Source organism: Flavobacterium sp. (assembly GCF_044341185.1).
Lineage (GTDB): Bacteria > Bacteroidota > Bacteroidia > Flavobacteriales > Flavobacteriaceae > Flavobacterium.
Genome location: NZ_JBIISE010000005.1, coordinates 12,501 through 30,271 on the forward strand (window position 1 = coordinate 12,501; position 17,771 = coordinate 30,271).

Genomic DNA, 17,771 nt, shown 5'->3' on the forward strand with positions numbered 1-17,771 from the left:
GCAGTCTTTAATAAACCCCAAAAAAATAGCCCAATGTTGAAAAAAGTTTTAAAATGGTCAGGTATATCTTTATTGACTGTTCTAATTGCCTTAGCCCTTTTGTCTTTTTTGTTTAAAGACAAAATCAAATCAAAAATTATCGAATCTATTAATAAAAATGTAAATGCAACGGTTGCATTAGAAGACGTAAGTTTAAATTTATTTAAAAGTTTTCCAAAAGCCACAGTAACACTTGATAAAATGAGTGTGATTAACAAAGCTCCTTTTCAGGGAGATACGTTGGTATATTCAGAAAAAATAGATTTAAAAATGAGTATGATGGAATTGTTTAATGGCGAAAAAGAGCCTATGACTATTCAATCAATTGGTACAGAAAACACTAAAATAAATATTCTTTTCAATAAAGATGGAATTGGAAATTACGATATCGCAATAAAAAAAGAGGCGAGTGAAACCAATGAAAAAGAAAAACCATTCGCGTTAAGCATTCAGAAATATGAAGTAGAAAATTTAAAATTCACCTACAAAGATGCAGCGTCTAAAATGAAATTAGTTTTAGATAGTATCAATCATGAAGGCACTGGAAATTTTGAACAAGAGGTTTTAGATTTAGATACAAAAACTACTGCGAAAGTTACTTTTGATATGGATAAAAGTAATTTTATGCGAAATGTACCGATTTCATTAGAAGCTATTTTAGGTGTAGATTTAAAGAATAGCAAATATACTTTCAAAGAAAATAAAGCACAAATTAATCAGTTGCCATTGAATTTTAATGGGTTTATTCAAATGGTTGAAAAAGGTCAGATATATGACTTAACTTTTAATACACCATCCTCAGATTTTAAAAATTTTTTAGGATTAATTCCATCAACATATGCAGGGAATTTAGCAGATGTTGAAACGTCTGGAAAATTTGAAGTTAAAGGAAAAGTAAAAGGTGATTTAACAGATACAACTGTTCCGACTTTTAATATTGAAATGTTGTCTAATAACGCTTCATTTAAATATAAAGATTTACCAAAATCAGTAAAAAATATTTCTATTGATACGCATATTGTAAATGAAACCGGCTTAATGAATGATACTTTCGTAGATTTAGATAAACTGTCTTTCGCAATTGATCAAGACGTTTTTAATGCCAGCGCACACATAAAAAACCTTACTGAAAATCCAAATATTGATGCTGCTTTAAATGGAGTAATCAATTTAGCAAATGTTTCAAAAGCGTATCCTGTAAAATTAGAAAAACCATTAAATGGGATTTTAAAAGCCAATGTGAAGATGGCTTTTGATATGAAATCAGTTGAAAACAGTCAATATCAAAATATTAAAAACTCTGGAAATATCAATATAACGGGTTTCAATTATTCAGGTCCAGAAATGGCAAAACCTGTAAGCGTTTCTGTTGCGGATTTATCGTTTAATCCATCTAAAATTAACTTGAATAAACTGCAAGCTAAAACAGGAAAATCGGATATTAATGTGTCTGGAAGTTTAGATAATTTTTATGGATTTTTGTTTAAAAACCAAATTTTAAAAGGTAATTTCAATTTAAATTCTTCCTTATTTGAAGTGGCAGATTTTATGGCGTCAACTACAACTACAAATAATGAAGGAAAGATAACTAAGGGACAAGTAAAAATTCCAAGTTTTTTAGATTGCACTTTAACTGCCAAAGCAACAACTGTTATTTATGATAATTTAAATCTTAAAAATGTTGCTGGAACTTTAATTATTCGCGACCAAGCTATAAACTTAAAAGGGCTAAATATGGCTGTTTTTGGAGGAAAAATCGGAGTGAATGGAATGGTTTCAACAAAAAATAAAGTACCTACTTTTGATTTGGATTTGGGTTTGTCATCTGTTGATATTAGCCAAACTTTTTCGATGCTAAATACGTTAAAAACTATTGCTCCTATTTCCGATGTTATTAATGGAAAAATGAATTCAACCATTTCATTAAATGGGTCTTTAACTCAAGATATGATTCCAGATGTTAAAAGTATTTCTGGCGATTTGATGGGGAATATTTTGCAAGGTTCATTAAACAAAAATAAATCGGCATTGCTCACTGAATTAGATAATAAAGCTACATTTTTAGATTTGAAAGATATCAATTTGAAAGACGTAAAAGCAGTAGTGTCATTTAAAAACGGAAAAGTAGCCGTTAAACCATTTACTTTAAAACATAAAGATATTTCAGTTCAAATTGCAGGTTCTCACGGTTTTGATCAGAATATGAATTACAATTTGAAATTCGATGTTCCATTGAAATATTTAGGAAATGACGTTAATAAATTGCTTGCAAAAATAACTCCTTCTGATGCTAAAAAAATTGAGAGTGTTCCAGTGAATGCTTTGTTAGTTGGTAATTTTAAATCACCTAAAGTAACTACTGATGTGCAACAAGCTTCTAAGAATGTAGCTTCGCAGTTAATTCAGCTTCAAAAAGAAAAACTTGTACAAAAAGGAACAGGAGTTTTGACTAACCTTTTAGGTGGAAATAAACCAAAAGATTCTACAAAAACAACTACAAAAGAACAAGTTGGTAATGCTGTAAAAGACGGTTTAAAAAGTTTATTTGGTAAAAAGAAAAACTAACTATTCAAATATATTTATAACTATCGAAATAAATATAGTTAATTTCGATGGTTGTAAATGAATAGTATTGATAAAATCTATATTACAATAAGAAATAACATTTAATAAAAGGATAAACTCATTATTTTTTTCATCAACTTTGATAAAATTATAATTTATTAATTATGAAAAAAATACTATTAACTACAAGTTTATTGCTAGCTAGTTTAGCATTTGCCCAGCCATCTGCTACTTGTCCAGTTACAGGAAAAACAGCTGCTTCAAAAGATGCCGCGCACGCAAGTGCCGAGTATCAAGCAATGACAGCTACACCTTCGCAAAGTGGAAGTAGTCAAGTAAACAAAAACAAGGAATGGTGGCCTAATCAATTGAATTTAGAGGTTTTACGTCAAAATTCAGAAAAGTCAAACCCATTAGGTAGTACTTTTGATTATGCTAAAGAATTTCAAAAATTAGATTACCAAGCTCTAAAAGCAGATTTAAGAGCTTTAATGACTAAATCAGAAGATTGGTGGCCAGCTGATTTCGGAAATTATGGTCCGTTATTCATTCGTATGGCATGGCATAGTGCAGGAACGTATCGTTCTGGTGATGGTCGTGGTGGTTCAAGAGCTGGACAACAACGTTTTGCACCCTTAAATAGTTGGCCAGACAACGTAAATTTAGATAAAGCACGACGTTTATTATGGCCTATTAAACAAAAATATGGAAACAAAATTTCTTGGGCTGATTTAATGATTTTAACAGGTAACGTAGCTTTGGAGTCTATGGGATTCAAAACCTATGGATTTGCTGGTGGTCGTGAAGATGTTTGGGAACCAGAAAGCAATGTATATTGGGGTCCAGAAAATAAGTTTTTGGAGAGTGCAAGAATTAAAGACGGTAATTTAGAAAATCCTTTAGCCGCTACTCAAATGGGATTAATTTATGTAAATCCAGAAGGGCCTGCTGGAAATCCAGATCCGCTATTAGCTGCAAAAGATATTAGAGAAACATTCGGAAGAATGGGAATGAATGATGAGGAAACTACAGCCTTAAATGCAGGGGGTCATACTTTTGGAAAAACACACGGTAAAGGTCCCGCTTCAAATGTAGGTTCAGATCCTGAAGCATCAGGAATTGAACAACAAGGATTTGGATGGAAAAGTGCTTACAAATCAGGTAAAGGTTCAGATGCTATTTCGTCTGGTTTAGAAGTAACTTGGACGCCAAAACCAACAGAATGGAACTATGGTTTCTTCAAAATATTATACGATAACGAATGGGAATTAACAAAAAGTCCTGCAGGTGCACATCAATGGATTGCGAAAAACGGACAAGCTATTATTCCTGATGCGTTTGATAAATCAATTAGGCATATTCCAACGATGTTAACTACGGATTTATCATTTAGATTTGATCCAGAATATGCAAAAGTTTCAAAACGTTTTTATGATAATCCAAAAGAATTTGAATTGGCTTTCGCGAAAGCTTGGTTTAAATTAACACATAGAGATATGGGTCCAAGATCGTCTTATTTAGGACCAGAAGCGCCTAAAGAAGATTTAATTTGGCAAGATCCTATCCCAGTTTTAAATCATAAAGTAGTTTCTGCAAAAGAAATTACGGCTTTAAAAGCTGAAATTGCTGCTTCAGGACTAACTATTCAAGAAATGGTTACAACTGCCTGGGCTTCGGCTTCAACATATAGAGGTTCAGATAGAAGAGGAGGCGCAAATGGAGCAAGAATTAGATTAGAACCACAACGTAATTGGGAAGTAAATAATCCTGCTCAATTGAACAAAGTGTTGCCAATTTTAGAAAAAATTCAAGCTAATTTCAATGCAAAATCTAAAGATAAAAAAGTTTCTTTAGCGGATTTAATCGTATTAGCTGGAAATGTAGGTATCGAAACTGCAGCTAAAAATGCAGGTATGATGGTTGAAGTTCCTTTTTTACCAGGAAGAATGGACGCAACACAGGAGCAAACTGATGTTAAAGGAATGGCTGTTTTAGAACCTATGGCTGATGGTTTCCGCAACTATTTAAAAACACAATATACGGTTCCAACAGAAGCGTTATTAGTTGACAAAGCACAATTATTAACATTAACTGCTCCAGAAATGACGGTTTTAGTAGGAGGAATGCGTGCCTTAGGTGCGAATTATGATGCCTCTAAACACGGTGTTTTCTCAACTCAAAATGATAAATTAACGAATGATTTCTTCGTTAATTTATTAGATATGAGTACAGCTTGGAGTGCAATAGATGATAAAAAAGAAGTTTTTGAAGGAAAAGATAGAACTTCTGGATCAAAAAAATATACAGCAACTCGTGCCGATTTAATTTTCGGGTCTAACTCAGAATTAAGAGCATTGGCTGAAGTGTATGCACAAAATGATAACAAAGAAAAATTTGTTAAAGATTTTGTAGCTGCTTGGACAAAAGTTATGAACTTAGATCGTTTTGATTTAAGAAAATAATATCATCAAATTCAAACAAAAAAAGCTGTCCATTTGGACAGCTTTTTTTATGGATTATAAACCTGTCAGGTTTATTTGTCTATCCTAAAAATGGATAACTATAATGTTCTGGTGTAACGAAAGTTTCTTTAATTGTTCTAGGAGAAACCCAACGTAATAAGTTTTGCGCTGAACCCGCTTTATCATTTGTTCCTGAAGCTCTTGCGCCACCAAATGGTTGCATACCTACAACTGCTCCAGTTGGTTTGTCGTTTATGTAAAAGTTTCCAGCAGCATTTTGCAAGGCTACGGTTGCTTCTTCAATTGCATAGCGGTCTGTACTTAAAACAGCTCCTGTTAATGCATACTCAGAAGTTTGGTCAACTAAAGTTAATGTTTCCGCCCATTTTGCATCTTCGTATACATAAATAGTAACTATTGGTCCGAAAAGTTCTGTTTCCATTGTAGCATATTTCGGATTTGAAGTTAAAATGACTGTTGGTTCAACAAAATAACCTTTAGATTTATCGTAATTTCCACCAATAATAACTTCTGCATCGGTGTCTTTTTTAGCTTGGTCTATAAAACGTGCTAATTTATCAAATGAACCTTCGTGAATTACTGCAGTTACAAAGTTCGAAAAATCTTCTGGTGAACCCATTTTCATAGAATTCACATCGGTAATTAATTGTTCTTTTACTGCAGGCCACATAGATTGTGGAATGTAAGCTCTTGATGCTGCTGAACATTTTTGCCCTTGAAATTCAAAAGCACCACGAGTAATCGCAGTTGTAACTTGTTTTACGTTTGCAGAAGGATGCGCAAGTACGAAGTCTTTTCCACCTGTTTCTCCAACAATTCTTGGGTAGGTTTTGTAATTGTGAATGTTAGTCCCAATTTTTTTCCAAATTTCTTTGAAGATAAACGTGGAACCTGTATAATGAATTCCAGCAAAATCTGGAGAAGCTAAAACTGTATCGGTAATCATAACCGGATCTCCAAAAACAACATTAATTACGCCGTCTGGAACGCCAGCTTCTTTAAATACATCTATAATAATTTTTGCAGAAAATACTTGGCTATCACTTGGTTTCCAAACCACTACATTCCCCATTAATGCCGCACTGGCTGGTAAATTTGCAGCAATAGCTGTAAAATTAAAAGGTGTTACAGCATATACAAAACCTTCTAAAGGTCTATATTCAACTCTATTCCACATATCGGAATTAGAAGCAGGTTGGTCGGCATAAATTTGCGTCATAAATTCTACGTTGAAACGTAAAAAGTCAATTAATTCACATGAGGCATCAATTTCTGCTTGGTGTATGGTTTTAGATTGTGCAATCATCGTTGCAGCATTTATTTTTGCTCGGTAAGGTCCAGCAATTAATTCAGCTGCTTTTAAAAAGATTGCGGCACGTTGTTCCCAAGCCATATTTGCCCATTTTGTTCTGCTTTCTAATGCATTTGAAATGGCTTTTTCTACGTGTGATTTTTCAGCTAAATGATACGTTCCAACTATGTGTTGGTGATCGTGTGGAGCCGACATATTTCTGGTGTTTCCAGTGAAAATTTCTTCTGAACCAATGTATAAAGGCACATCAATTTTTGAATTCCACATTGTTTTATACGCTTCTAAAACTTTAGTTTTTTCTGGAGAATTTGGTGCGTAGCTTTTAACTGGCTCGTTTACTGCTTTCGGTATATTAAAAAATCCTTTTAACATGTATTAGATTATTAGATTATTAGACAAATTAGATTTTTGGATAAAAATCTTATACAAAAGTACAAATGATAAATTGAATTCTAAAATAAATTATTACCCAGAAAGTTTCGGTTTATTTAATTAATCGCAAAAGGAACAACTAATTTAAAAGTAGGAATTTGAACCTTAAAAAAAGTATTATTTGAAAAATTTGCCATGGTATAAAAACCACTCATAGCACCTATAGTACTTTTTAACATACATCCTGACGAATACACATATTTTTTACCTGGGGGAAATATAGGTGTTTGACCTACGACACCTTCACCTTCAACGGTTTCTATGTTATTTAGCGTGTCGAAAATATCCCAATGGCGGGCTTGTAATTGCACCACATCTGAACTTAAATTTTCTATAGTAATTTGATAGGAAAAGGCATACAACATTTGTTGCTCTTTATAGTAAATGCCTTCGTAGTTTGTAATGACCGAAATTTTAATATTACTTGTAATTTGAGTAACCATTTGTAATTTCTATTAAATAAAAGTTATTGAAAAAGCAGTGGAAAATTAATTCTTAATATCCGTGCTATTTGCTCTTCCTATACCGATAATTCTATCGTAACGTTCTACGCCACCACGGTAATATACTAAAACGATGTACTCATTTTCAGTTTGATAAAAATTGCCATCAATCGCATTTTGTTCATCAATTTTTCCGTTTTTATCTACTAAAGTGTATTGATAATTCGTAAATCCTTGTTTTAATAATATAGGTTTTTCAAATGTTTTTGTATCGGTATTATATTCCATTTTGTATTCATCTGAAATTTGATAGTTGTTAAACATTCCCGTAACATAAATTGATTTTTCTAACGGATTTACATCTGAAGCCAAACCAAAATACACCCAAGAGTAATCAGCTTCAATTGTATTTTGTGTGGCATTTAAATTATTCACAAAGAAATTTCCGTTTATGTCAGGAAAATAGGTGTAAATTTTATTTTTTCTTTCTTCGTTTGTGTATAAAATGGTATTGTATACATCTCCAGAAGTTACTTTAAAAACCGAGTTTGAAGCCCCTCGAATATTTTTGTTTTCGAAATTTAAAAACTCATTTCCTGCCCAAAATTGAGTTTCTTTATTATATCTGTAAATGAGTTGGGTACCAATTGTATATTGTGGTTTGATGTTATGAATAGCCGAATTCAGTTTTCCGTTTTGAAAAATAGAAACCTTAATATTTTCCTTTGGATTTTGTAGTGGTTTGTCTTTATAGTCTATAAAAAATTCAATATTTTGTTTTTTGTTTACAGTTTCCATATCGCGAGAACGTCTGATTGTAATGCCTACAGCCGTATCATCTTCGTATATGATGAATTTTTTTGAAAACACGATTTCTTGATCTTCATCGAAAATTTTTACAATATAATTTCCACTTTTAATAATTTGATTGAATTTATTTGGAAAACTCAACGTGTAATGCGAGTAAATTTGCAAACAATTTAACGAATTTTGATAGTTTTGAATCCGTTGATTGTCTAAACCGTTTAAATATTCATTTTTAAGTAATTGACTTGGAGTCCAATCGTAATTGTACTGTTCAATAGTATAAAAATAATCTGCTTCGTTACCGTATAAATCATCAAATTGCAAATCGAAATTTTCACCCAATCTAAAAAACGGAATCGTATTGTTTACATTTTGTGAAAAAGTAACCGTTTTAATATTGTAAGGTGGAACGACTTCTTTTTCTTGCGAAAACACGAAAGTGGCAGCTAATAAGATAAAGATTTTTAATAATTGCTTCATAGATTTTATTTTCAATTCATAAAGATATAAAAACTAATCTAAAAATAATTATTTATATACCACAGGAATAATTTCACCTTTTGCTAAGCAATATTTTTCTACTAAATTAGAAGGAATTGTATTGGTATAATCTACTTCTTCTACACGGAAACCTATGGTTCTTAATTTATCAAAATAATCTCTTCCGTATACTCGAACGTGGTCATATTGTCCAAAAATTTTAGCACGTTCTTTTTGGTCTGTAATTGAATCATCTGAAAAAGTAACGGCTCTTTTTAAGTCCTGTGGAATTTGAAAAATTCCCATACCGCCAGGTTTCATTACTCTGAATAATTCTTGCATCGCTTTTGTGTCATCGGGAATGTGTTCTAAAACGTGATTGCATAAAATCATATCATATGAATTATCTTGAAACGGTAAATTGCAAATATCTGCTTTTATATCAGCCAATGGCGAAAGTAAATCGGTAGTAGTATACTCTAAATTGGCTTGTTTTTTAAAACGTTTGTAAAACTCCTGTTCAGGTGCAAAATGCAAGACTTTTATTTTTTCTTTTGAAGTAAAAAAGTTAGTTTCATTTTGAAGATATAACCATAATAAACGGTGTCTTTCTAAAGATAATGTACTCGGTGATAATACATTATTACGTTGAGTTCCGTAACCGTAAGGTAAAAACATTCGAAAGCTTTTACCGTCAATTGGATCCGTAAATTTATTTCCTTTCAATAAAAAAGCAATAATTGGTTGCGCCACAATACTTAATCTAATTAAGATAGGACGCGGAATGGTATTTAATATAAATTTAAATATTTTCTTCATTTTTCATTTTTATTTTGAACACTTCAAGAGTAAATAAATCTTGAAGTTTTTTTAGTGTAAGTAAGATATTACAATACTAAAGGCACACTTCTCAAACCGTCTTCTTCATTACTTACAATCCCAAGTGCTTCATAAATGTATTCGAATGTTGATAGTAATTCTGGTTTTCCGTTTACTATAGCTACATCGTGTTCAAAATGAGCGGAGGGTTTATTATCTGCTGTAGTAATTGTCCAACCATCTTTATGTTGTACGATGTTTTTTGTGCCTAAATTTATCATTGGCTCAATGGCAATTACCATTCCGTTGACTAATTTTTTTCCATTTCCACGTTTTCCATAATTAGCTACTTCTGGATCTTCGTGCATTTTTCTTCCTAAACCATGTCCGCATAATTCACGAACTACTCCATAACCGTGACTTTCACAATAGGTTTGAATAGCATATCCAATATCTTCCACACGGTTACCAACTTTGGTTTCTCTAATTCCAATGTATAAAGATTCTTTAGTAACTTGTAATAGCTTTTTGGTTTCTTCAGCCACTTCACCTACCTCAAAAGTATAAGCGTGATCTCCGTAAAAACCATTTTTTAAACTTCCACAATCTACAGAAATAATATCACCATCTTGTAAAGGAATATTGTTTGGAATACCGTGAACTACTTGTGTATTTGGGCTCGTACATAACGAATTTGGAAAACCATACATGCCTAAAAATGCTGGTTCTGCACCGTGGTCGCGAATAAATTCTTCTGCTAATTTATCTAAATATAGTGTGGTAACTCCGGGTTTAATTTCCTTTGCAATCATACCTAATGTTTTGGAAACAATTAGGGCACTTTCACGCATTAATTCTATTTCTTCTGCAGTTTTTATTATAATCATTTTCTTGAAATTGAGACTACAAAAGTAAAAAATTAATCCGGATTTGCTATTGTTTTAAACAAATCGGCGTTGGAAACATAAAATCTATTTTCGATTGAAATTTTTGATAATTGTGCCAGAACTAAATTGTTCTCGCGTGTATTAATTAAAAATAACGAACTTTCTCCCATATTAAATAATCGTTCTTCGGAATTTAATAATGTTGAATTGTCTTTTACCAAGTCTGTAATTAAATTTTCTTGTCTTATCAAAGATTGTATTTCTGCTTTTTGCGATTCAATTTTATTCATTAATTGTTCTCTTTCAAAGCTCATTGCAAATTTTTCCGATTCAATTTTTTGCTTGGTTAATTTTAAGCTTCCTCGTTCTTTTCTTAAAAATAATGGCAGTGCAACATTTACACCAAATTTATAATCCTGAAATCTAAATTCTTGAAATTGGTTTGGGTTTGACAAATAATTGTATCCCAAATCTACTTTTGGAAGTAGTTGATTGGCTTTTAATTTTCTATCTACTTCAAGCATATTTATTTTATAATTGATAGCATTTATTTTAGGATGATTTTCTGTTTGAAAATTTATCAGGTTCAATTCATTGGTGTTTAAATACTCCTGAATATTTTTAAATAAATTTATTTCGGGATACATGTTTTCTTCTAATTCAATTGGAATAGCATTGTTTGTCCACAAAAAATTAGATATTTCTAATCGTGCTTTCGTAAGTTTTAAAAGTGCATCTTCTTTATTTAATCGTCTGTTTTTTACGATAATATTTGCTTCCACACTGTCAATTGCAGCTTTATCGCCTTGTTCAATTAGTTTTTTAATTCCGTTCAATCGTATTTCAGCATTTTTTAAATAGGTGTCGTATAATGTAAATTCTTCATAATTTTTTTTCCAATTAAAATAGGAAATAGCAGCTTGGTGCAAAATATGTATGGCTTGTAATTTTCTTTCAGCCACACTCAAATTAACATTTATTTTTGCTTTTCGTAAATCGGCCATTCGCTGATTTATTAAAAAACCTTGTAAAAGAGGAATGGAAATTCCAGCGTAATTTAAACCATCTGTTGGTGTATTATTTTCCGGATTTAGAAAAGTACCTTCATTACTTTCAAAACCGCCTTTAAATTCAATTCCGTACCAAGTTGGAATTTTAAATCCACCATTAAAAACAGAATAATATTTTTTGTCACCGAATTCTTTATTGTTAAAATCGGCTTCTAATTTTGGGTCAAATGCACCTCGAGCCATTAATAAATTGGCTTGTGCTTGTGAAATTTCCAAATCGGCAATTTTTACTAATGGATGAAATTTTTTCACCATTCCTAAATACTCGTTAAAGGACATTTCACTGTTGACTTGAGCATTTACAAAATTAACAGCGAAAAAGAATAATATATAAAAGTTCTTCATTTTTGTGTTATTTTTCAGAAACATTTTTATTTTTTTCTTTAGTTGTTTTGTAATAGTTAGGTGGAAATCCATTAAGTGTACGCCATACTTCGTACCAAATTGGCACTTCGTTTAAAAGCGCCATAGTTTGAGCTCCAGAACCGATGCTTAATTGTTTTGGCCATTTGTGTTTGTCATCTTCATCTGGTGCAATTAAAATTCGGTATTTTCCATTTTCAGATATAAAATTTTCAATGGCAACAATTTTTCCACCAAAAGTTCCGTAAGATAAATTTGGCCATCCTGAAAAGACAATTGTTGGCCATCCATCAAACCAAACTCGTACTTTTTCACCTTTCTGTATTAAAGGGAAATCATTTGGTGAAACATACGTTTCTACTGCAATATCATATTTTGCGGGCATTATGCTTACAATTGGTGTTCCTTCTTTAATGTTTTCGCCTAATCCAGATTTTAATGCTCGGTTCACATACCCACTTTGTGGTGCGGTTATGTAATACATTCCATTTCTTATTTTGTAATTTTGATATTGGTTTTCTAATTTGTTTACTTGCGCTTTTGTATCGTATTTATTGCTTTGTGCCGTATATTGATCACTTTGAGCTTTTGAAAATTTCTCCGAATATTCAGCATTAATTCGACTAATTTCTACACGTGCATTTATCAATTCGTTTTCGCTACTTAATAGTTTATTTTCTTGTGTGATGATTTTTGCCTCAATCTCTTGAAGTTTTAATCTTTTTTCTTCTACATCGGTTAGTGGTTTTAATCCCTCTTTATTTAGTTGAACCGCACGTTTAAATTGTGTGTTGGCAATTTTTATTTGGGTTTTTATGGCTTCTAAATCCATACTATCGCTCTTTATTTTCAGAATAGCTTGTTTTATTTTGTTTTTTGCTTGTTTTGATTTTAAGTTTCTTTCATTGTTTATTGCCCCCATTTGTGAGCCTAATGCTTCAACTTTTCCTTCGTAAGCTCCAACAGCATCAACTTTAGCATTCATTTGATTTTTTGTATTTTCTACCAAATTAGGGTCTAAATAATCTTCTTTTATTTCCGATATGAATAATATGGTATCGCCTTTTTCAACATAATCGCCTTCATTCACATACCATTTTTCAATTCTTCCTGAAATTAATGATTGAATGGTTTGCGGACGCTGATTTGGTTTTAAGGTAGTTACCGCACCAGAACCTGATATGTTTTGTGTCCAGGGTAAGAATATTACAATTACACATAAAATCGAAAAAATAACTAATATTTTGTTCAATATTTTATAATGTTTTGGATTATTTAGTTGTTGTACGGCACTATGTTTTTCTAAATTAGAAACTGGAATGCTGTTTTTATTTGAAATATTTAGCATAATTATATTTTTTTAATATCGTTACTAATTTTACCATCATTTAATGTGATAATTCGGCTACATTTTTGTTTAAAATACTCATTTTTAGAAACAGCAATTATCGTCCATTTTTGATCTTTATGCAATAAGAAATCAATTATTTTTTTAGCAGTTTCTGAATCTGTTTTGTCTAATGCATTTTCAAAAAATAAAATTCTTGGTTCATTTATAATGCTTCTGGCAATTAAAATCTTTTGCATATTAGATGATGAAAGTTGTTTGCCATCAGATGAAATAGGCGTTTGCAATCCTAAGGGCAATGTTTTTATAAATGAGGTTAAATCTACACCATCCAAAGCCCATTTTAATTTACTATTTTCTATTTTTTGGTTAAATGCTATATTTTCTAAAATTGTGCCTTCAAATAGCGATTCGCCATATAGAATACTGCCAAAATGTTTGCGATAATCGTTAATATTTACTTTGTTGTATGTATCGTCATTGATAATAAAATGACCTTTTGTTGGTTGTAATAAACCACTCAATAAACGAATTAAAGTTGTTTTTCCAGAACCGTTTTCACCTTGAATTATTATTCTTTCACCTTGACTAATTTCTAAGTCAATATTTTCTAAAACATTTTCATTTTCAAATTCAAATTTAAATTCAACATTTTCCAATGTAATAGATAAATTAGAAAAACAAGAATTATTTTCAATTGAAGAATCATCTGTAGGCTCTAGCTCTAAATCGGTGATTTGTCCAATTTTTTCAACAGAAGTAAGCACATCGTAAAATGTTTCTAAACCTAAAATTATTTTTTCAACAGAATTTATCACTAATAAAATAATAATTTCTGCCGCCACAAATTGCCCGATATTCATTTTCTGATTGATTACTAAAAAGCCACCAATTAGAAGTAAACTTGAAGTAATTATAGCTTTAAAAATTAATAGTTGTGAAAATTGTCTTTTTATTACGCTAAAATGTTTTTCTCTATAACCTAGATATTTTGTTACCAAACTATTGTTCTTTTCTAATGCAAATTCAAGATGGTTTGGGTTTTTAAAACTAAAATTATTTTTGGCTAATTCTAATAACCAGTTGGCTACTTTGTATTTTGATTTAGATTCTTTTAAACTTGTTTGTAATCCTGATTGATATGAAAATTTGAAAATTAAATACAATAATATTGCCAGAAAAATTCCGAATAAAATGAAAAACGGGTGGTACAACGAAAGTAAAATGATTCCAAAAAATATTTGTAAAAATGCGGAAGAAAAATCAATTAATAATTTTGAAGTTCCTTTTTGTATAGAAATAGTGTCAAAAAATCGATTTGCCAATTCAGACGTTTGCGAATTATGAATTTCATTAAATTTTAATTTCGGAATTCTGTACGCAAATTCAAAAGCAGAACGTATGAATATTTTTTGTTGTAAATTTTCTGAAATACGCAATTGCATTAAGGATAAAACACCTGCAAAAATTACACCTATTACAACTAAAACCACTAATACTATCCAAGACACACTGATTCTTCCTGCTTGAATAAAATTTATTATTGCTTGAATTCCTAAGGGTAATGATAAACTTATCAGCCCTGAAAAAATGGCATATGAAAATATTTGTACGATATCTTTTTTATCTAATCGTAAAAGATTAAAAAATCTTTGTATTGGTGTTAAATTTTTCATCTTAAAAGGTTTTCTATTAAATGAATATAAAAATCTGATGGGTTTACATTTTCATTACAATTAGTAATTGTTTTTAAATGATTTTTTAGAAAATGCTGATGTAAAGACCCTTCAATTATTGAGGAAACCAAGCTTTTTGCAAAAGGGTAGTCAGGATTAACGTCCAAAATCATTTTTTCAATTCTATAATTTACTTGCTTGTAAATCATGAAAAAACCTTCTTTGTTTTCTTCGTCTACTTGTTTACTGTGAAAGGTTTTAGTAAATTCTTCAATTATAATTTTGTTTAAAACGGCTTCATTAATATGTTCTGTTTTGCTATCATCTTCTATTGACTCTGTAACAATTGCAATTGCTTTTTTTAGTTTTTCAATTTTATTATCAATGTTGTTGGTTGAAAATACCAAGCGATATTCTATCCAAGCCCAATACCAAGAAGATAAATACACCAATAATTTATGTTTGTTTTCAAAATATCGGTAAATAGAACTTTCATTTGATCCAATTTTTTCACCTAATTTTTTAAATGTAAATTCTTCAAATCCAATTTCATCGATAAGTAAAATACTATTTTGAATAATTTTTTTCCCTAAATCAGACGTTTCAGGATCTTTTACATACGTTTTTGGATTGACTTGTATTTTTATATTTGCTAACAAATCTTGCATAAATTAATAATTTAAAATGCAAATATAATAGTATTACTATTAATATGTAATAGTTTAACTATAATTTAAGAAATTCTCATAAAAAAAACCATCAATATGATGGCTTCTTTAAATATCTATTTTGAAATTACTCTTTCTTTAATTCTAATTTCTCGGCAAAGTAATCACAAAAATCGTTCATAGCGCCAGCCATTTTCTCATCGCCCGTAGCGCGTTGAAATGTATCCGTCATGGCTACTAAAGTTTGATGAAAAAATATTTTCATTTCATCAACTGGCATATCTTTTGTCCATAAATCAATACGAAGAGTTTCTTTTGCCTTCGCATCCCAAATGGATAATAAAACCGTTTTGGCTTCTTCGTTATTTACGCCACCGTCTTGTGCTGACCAAGTTAATTTTTCTGGGACATTATTTTGGTCTAAATCTATAATTACTTTAATTTCTGATGTTTTGCTCATTTTTATTGGGTTAAAGGTTTTGGGTAAAGAGTTAAAGGTAAAAAATAATAGAACTCTAATTACTGTTTTTTTGGTTTGTATTTTGATTTATTAAAAATAACGATTGGTTCTGTTTTTAATAGTTGGTCTAAAGTTACCTCATTGTTTTCCATATAACTTTTTACAATTTGCCAACCTAACCACTGACCAATTCTTCCTGGCGATTCTCTATCAATTTCCAAATAGAATTTAGTGAAAGGTCCGTCTTCAATAAAACGTTGATAATTTTTTATGTTATTATCGTACAATAATTTTTCGTCAACTAAATAACTCCACATTTGAAATTCATTCTCCATACAGAATTTTTCTTGTATAGCTGTATATCCAATTTTTTGATAATTTGGCGTTTCAGGAAGCAAAAGATCTTTTAAATAGTGTAATTTTCCATAGTAAATCATTTCACTAATTAATGTTTTGTCTTGTGACGGCACTATTTTTCTATAAGCAAAATTAGTTACCAAATCGGGTAGTATTTGGTGTGGTTCTAAGTTAGCTTTTTGATATTCAGTAAACGGCTCATAAAATTTATGATTTTTTCCTAAATAGGTATCTAATGAAATTAATATTAAATCGTTTGTGTAAAACGCTTTTTTATCAATTAAAACTTCATTAACTAAAGTAATAACTCTTGGCGTTTTTTCTTCAGGAAAATAATATTTAATGCGTGAAACTAACATTTCTAAATCGTCTTCAATTTTTGAATTATCTGGAAATTGTTTCGAAACTTCTACATTTAATTCTTTAAAAATAGGATCGTTTAATTTGGCATACCAAATTGAATCTGGAAATTGCGTTGGAAATAAAAACGGGTATTGATTTTTTAATTCAGGTAATGTTTTTGGAGTAGCTACAGCATATAATTTATCGAATCGTTCGATATTTAAATCTACTGATTTTTTAATGTCTACTATTTCAATAGCATCATTTTTTTTACACTGAATGAAGCAAAAAAATGAAATTAGCAAGAATATTAATTTTTTCATCGTATGAAATTTACTATTTTTATCAAAAATTACTGAACTGCAAATATATAATTATATACCTAAATTATTTATTAAAATTATGTCAAATAACACAACGTTGCATTTAGAAGGAATTCAAACACATATTGTCAACTGGTTAAAAACCTATGCTATAAATTCGGGTGTAAAAGGTTTTGTAATTGGAATTTCTGGAGGAATAGATAGCGCCTTAACCTCAACATTATGTGCTCAAACGGGTTTTCCTGTTTTGTGTGTGGAAATGCCAATTCATCAAGCAGAAAGTCACGTAAATAGAGCGAATGAACATATATATCAATTAAAATCGCGTTTTCCTAATGTTTCTAACGAAAGAGTGGATTTAACTCCGAGTTTTGAAACGTTTAAAAATAGCGTGCCAACTTGTGAAAATGAAGCTGCGTTGTCATTAACTTTAGCCAATACAAGAGCGCGTTTACGAATGACTACTTTGTATTATTTAGCAGGAATTCACGGATTTTTAGTGGCTGGAACCGGAAATAAAGTAGAAGATTTTGGTGTAGGATTTTACACAAAATATGGTGATGGCGGCGTAGATATAAGTCCAATTGCCGATTTAATGAAAAGTGAAGTAAGACAATTAGCTAAATTTGTGGGTGTACCTGAAAGTATTTTAATTGCTAAACCAACTGATGGACTTTTTGGCGATGATAGGAGTGATGAAGACCAATTAGGCGCTTCATATGACGAGTTAGAGTGGGCGATGGAAGCAATGGAAAATGGAAAAACTATTGAAAACTTTGTGGGTAGAGAAGCCGAAGTTTTTAAAATCTACCAGCGATTAAATAGAAATAACCAGCATAAAATGCAACCCATTCCAGTTTGTGAAATTCCAAAATCTTTGAAAAACTAAATTTTAGT

Annotated in this window: 14 protein-coding genes; 3 read left to right on the forward strand and 11 right to left on the reverse strand. The window is 30.7% G+C overall.

Annotated features, from left to right (window positions below; genetic code table 11):
• The first annotated feature begins 33 nt into the window (after positions 1 to 33).
• Both ACIQZ1_RS02040 and katG read left to right on the forward strand, forming a co-directional pair.
• Positions 34 to 2,604, forward strand: a complete 2,571-nt coding sequence (locus tag ACIQZ1_RS02040) for an AsmA-like C-terminal region-containing protein (RefSeq protein WP_396158564.1) — start codon at positions 34 to 36, stop codon at positions 2,602 to 2,604.
• A 164-nt stretch (positions 2,605 to 2,768) separates the two neighbouring features.
• Positions 2,769 to 5,066, forward strand: a complete 2,298-nt coding sequence (katG, locus tag ACIQZ1_RS02045; protein WP_396158566.1) for a catalase/peroxidase HPI — start codon at positions 2,769 to 2,771, stop codon at positions 5,064 to 5,066.
• A gap of 79 nt (positions 5,067 to 5,145) precedes the next feature.
• Here katG and pruA read toward each other — a convergent pair whose 3' ends face one another.
• From pruA to gldB, 11 genes are all read right to left on the reverse strand, one after another.
• On the reverse strand, positions 5,146 to 6,771 hold the full coding sequence (gene pruA, locus ACIQZ1_RS02050; RefSeq protein ID WP_396158568.1) for an L-glutamate gamma-semialdehyde dehydrogenase: 1,626 nt from the start codon (positions 6,769 to 6,771) through the stop codon (positions 5,146 to 5,148).
• Between the two features lie 116 nt (positions 6,772 to 6,887).
• Positions 6,888 to 7,274 carry a Co2+/Mg2+ efflux protein ApaG gene (gene apaG, locus ACIQZ1_RS02055; protein WP_396158570.1) on the reverse strand — a complete coding sequence of 129 codons (387 nt, stop codon included), beginning with the start codon at positions 7,272 to 7,274 and terminating at the stop codon, positions 6,888 to 6,890.
• Positions 7,275 to 7,319: 45 nt separating this feature from the next.
• Positions 7,320 to 8,561: a DUF5103 domain-containing protein gene (locus ACIQZ1_RS02060; protein ID WP_396158572.1), complete on the reverse strand. Its 1,242-nt coding sequence runs from the start codon at positions 8,559 to 8,561 to the stop codon at positions 7,320 to 7,322.
• A gap of 48 nt (positions 8,562 to 8,609) precedes the next feature.
• On the reverse strand, positions 8,610 to 9,380 hold the full coding sequence (locus ACIQZ1_RS02065; protein ID WP_396158574.1) for a class I SAM-dependent methyltransferase: 771 nt from the start codon (positions 9,378 to 9,380) through the stop codon (positions 8,610 to 8,612).
• A 68-nt stretch (positions 9,381 to 9,448) separates the two neighbouring features.
• Positions 9,449 to 10,267 (reverse strand): type I methionyl aminopeptidase, encoded by an 819-nt coding sequence (gene map, locus ACIQZ1_RS02070; protein ID WP_396158576.1) that lies wholly within the window; start codon positions 10,265 to 10,267, stop codon positions 9,449 to 9,451.
• Positions 10,268 to 10,299: 32 nt separating this feature from the next.
• A complete protein-coding gene (locus tag ACIQZ1_RS02075; RefSeq protein WP_396158578.1) occupies positions 10,300 to 11,682 on the reverse strand; it encodes a TolC family protein in 1,383 nt (460 codons plus the stop codon).
• A 7-nt stretch (positions 11,683 to 11,689) separates the two neighbouring features.
• Positions 11,690 to 13,048, reverse strand: a complete 1,359-nt coding sequence (locus ACIQZ1_RS02080; RefSeq protein ID WP_396158580.1) for an HlyD family secretion protein — start codon at positions 13,046 to 13,048, stop codon at positions 11,690 to 11,692.
• Between the two features lie 2 nt (positions 13,049 to 13,050).
• On the reverse strand, positions 13,051 to 14,724 hold the full coding sequence (locus ACIQZ1_RS02085; RefSeq protein WP_396158582.1) for a peptidase domain-containing ABC transporter: 1,674 nt from the start codon (positions 14,722 to 14,724) through the stop codon (positions 13,051 to 13,053).
• Positions 14,721 to 15,392, reverse strand: coding sequence for a TetR/AcrR family transcriptional regulator (locus tag ACIQZ1_RS02090; protein ID WP_396158584.1), 672 nt, complete (start codon positions 15,390 to 15,392; stop codon positions 14,721 to 14,723). The genes ACIQZ1_RS02085 and ACIQZ1_RS02090 overlap by 4 nt, the downstream gene beginning before the upstream one ends.
• 127 nt (positions 15,393 to 15,519) lie before the next feature.
• On the reverse strand, positions 15,520 to 15,852 hold the full coding sequence (gldC, locus tag ACIQZ1_RS02095; RefSeq protein ID WP_396158586.1) for a gliding motility protein GldC: 333 nt from the start codon (positions 15,850 to 15,852) through the stop codon (positions 15,520 to 15,522).
• Between the two features lie 59 nt (positions 15,853 to 15,911).
• Positions 15,912 to 16,874, reverse strand: coding sequence for a gliding motility lipoprotein GldB (gldB, locus tag ACIQZ1_RS02100; RefSeq protein WP_396158588.1), 963 nt, complete (start codon positions 16,872 to 16,874; stop codon positions 15,912 to 15,914).
• 79 nt (positions 16,875 to 16,953) lie between these two features.
• On the opposite strand from gldB, the gene nadE reads away from it, so the two are divergent.
• The gene (gene nadE / locus ACIQZ1_RS02105; RefSeq protein WP_396158590.1) at positions 16,954 to 17,763 is read left to right on the forward strand and encodes an NAD(+) synthase; all 810 of its coding nucleotides are present in this window, start codon (positions 16,954 to 16,956) and stop codon (positions 17,761 to 17,763) included.
• Positions 17,764 to 17,771 lie beyond the last annotated feature (8 nt).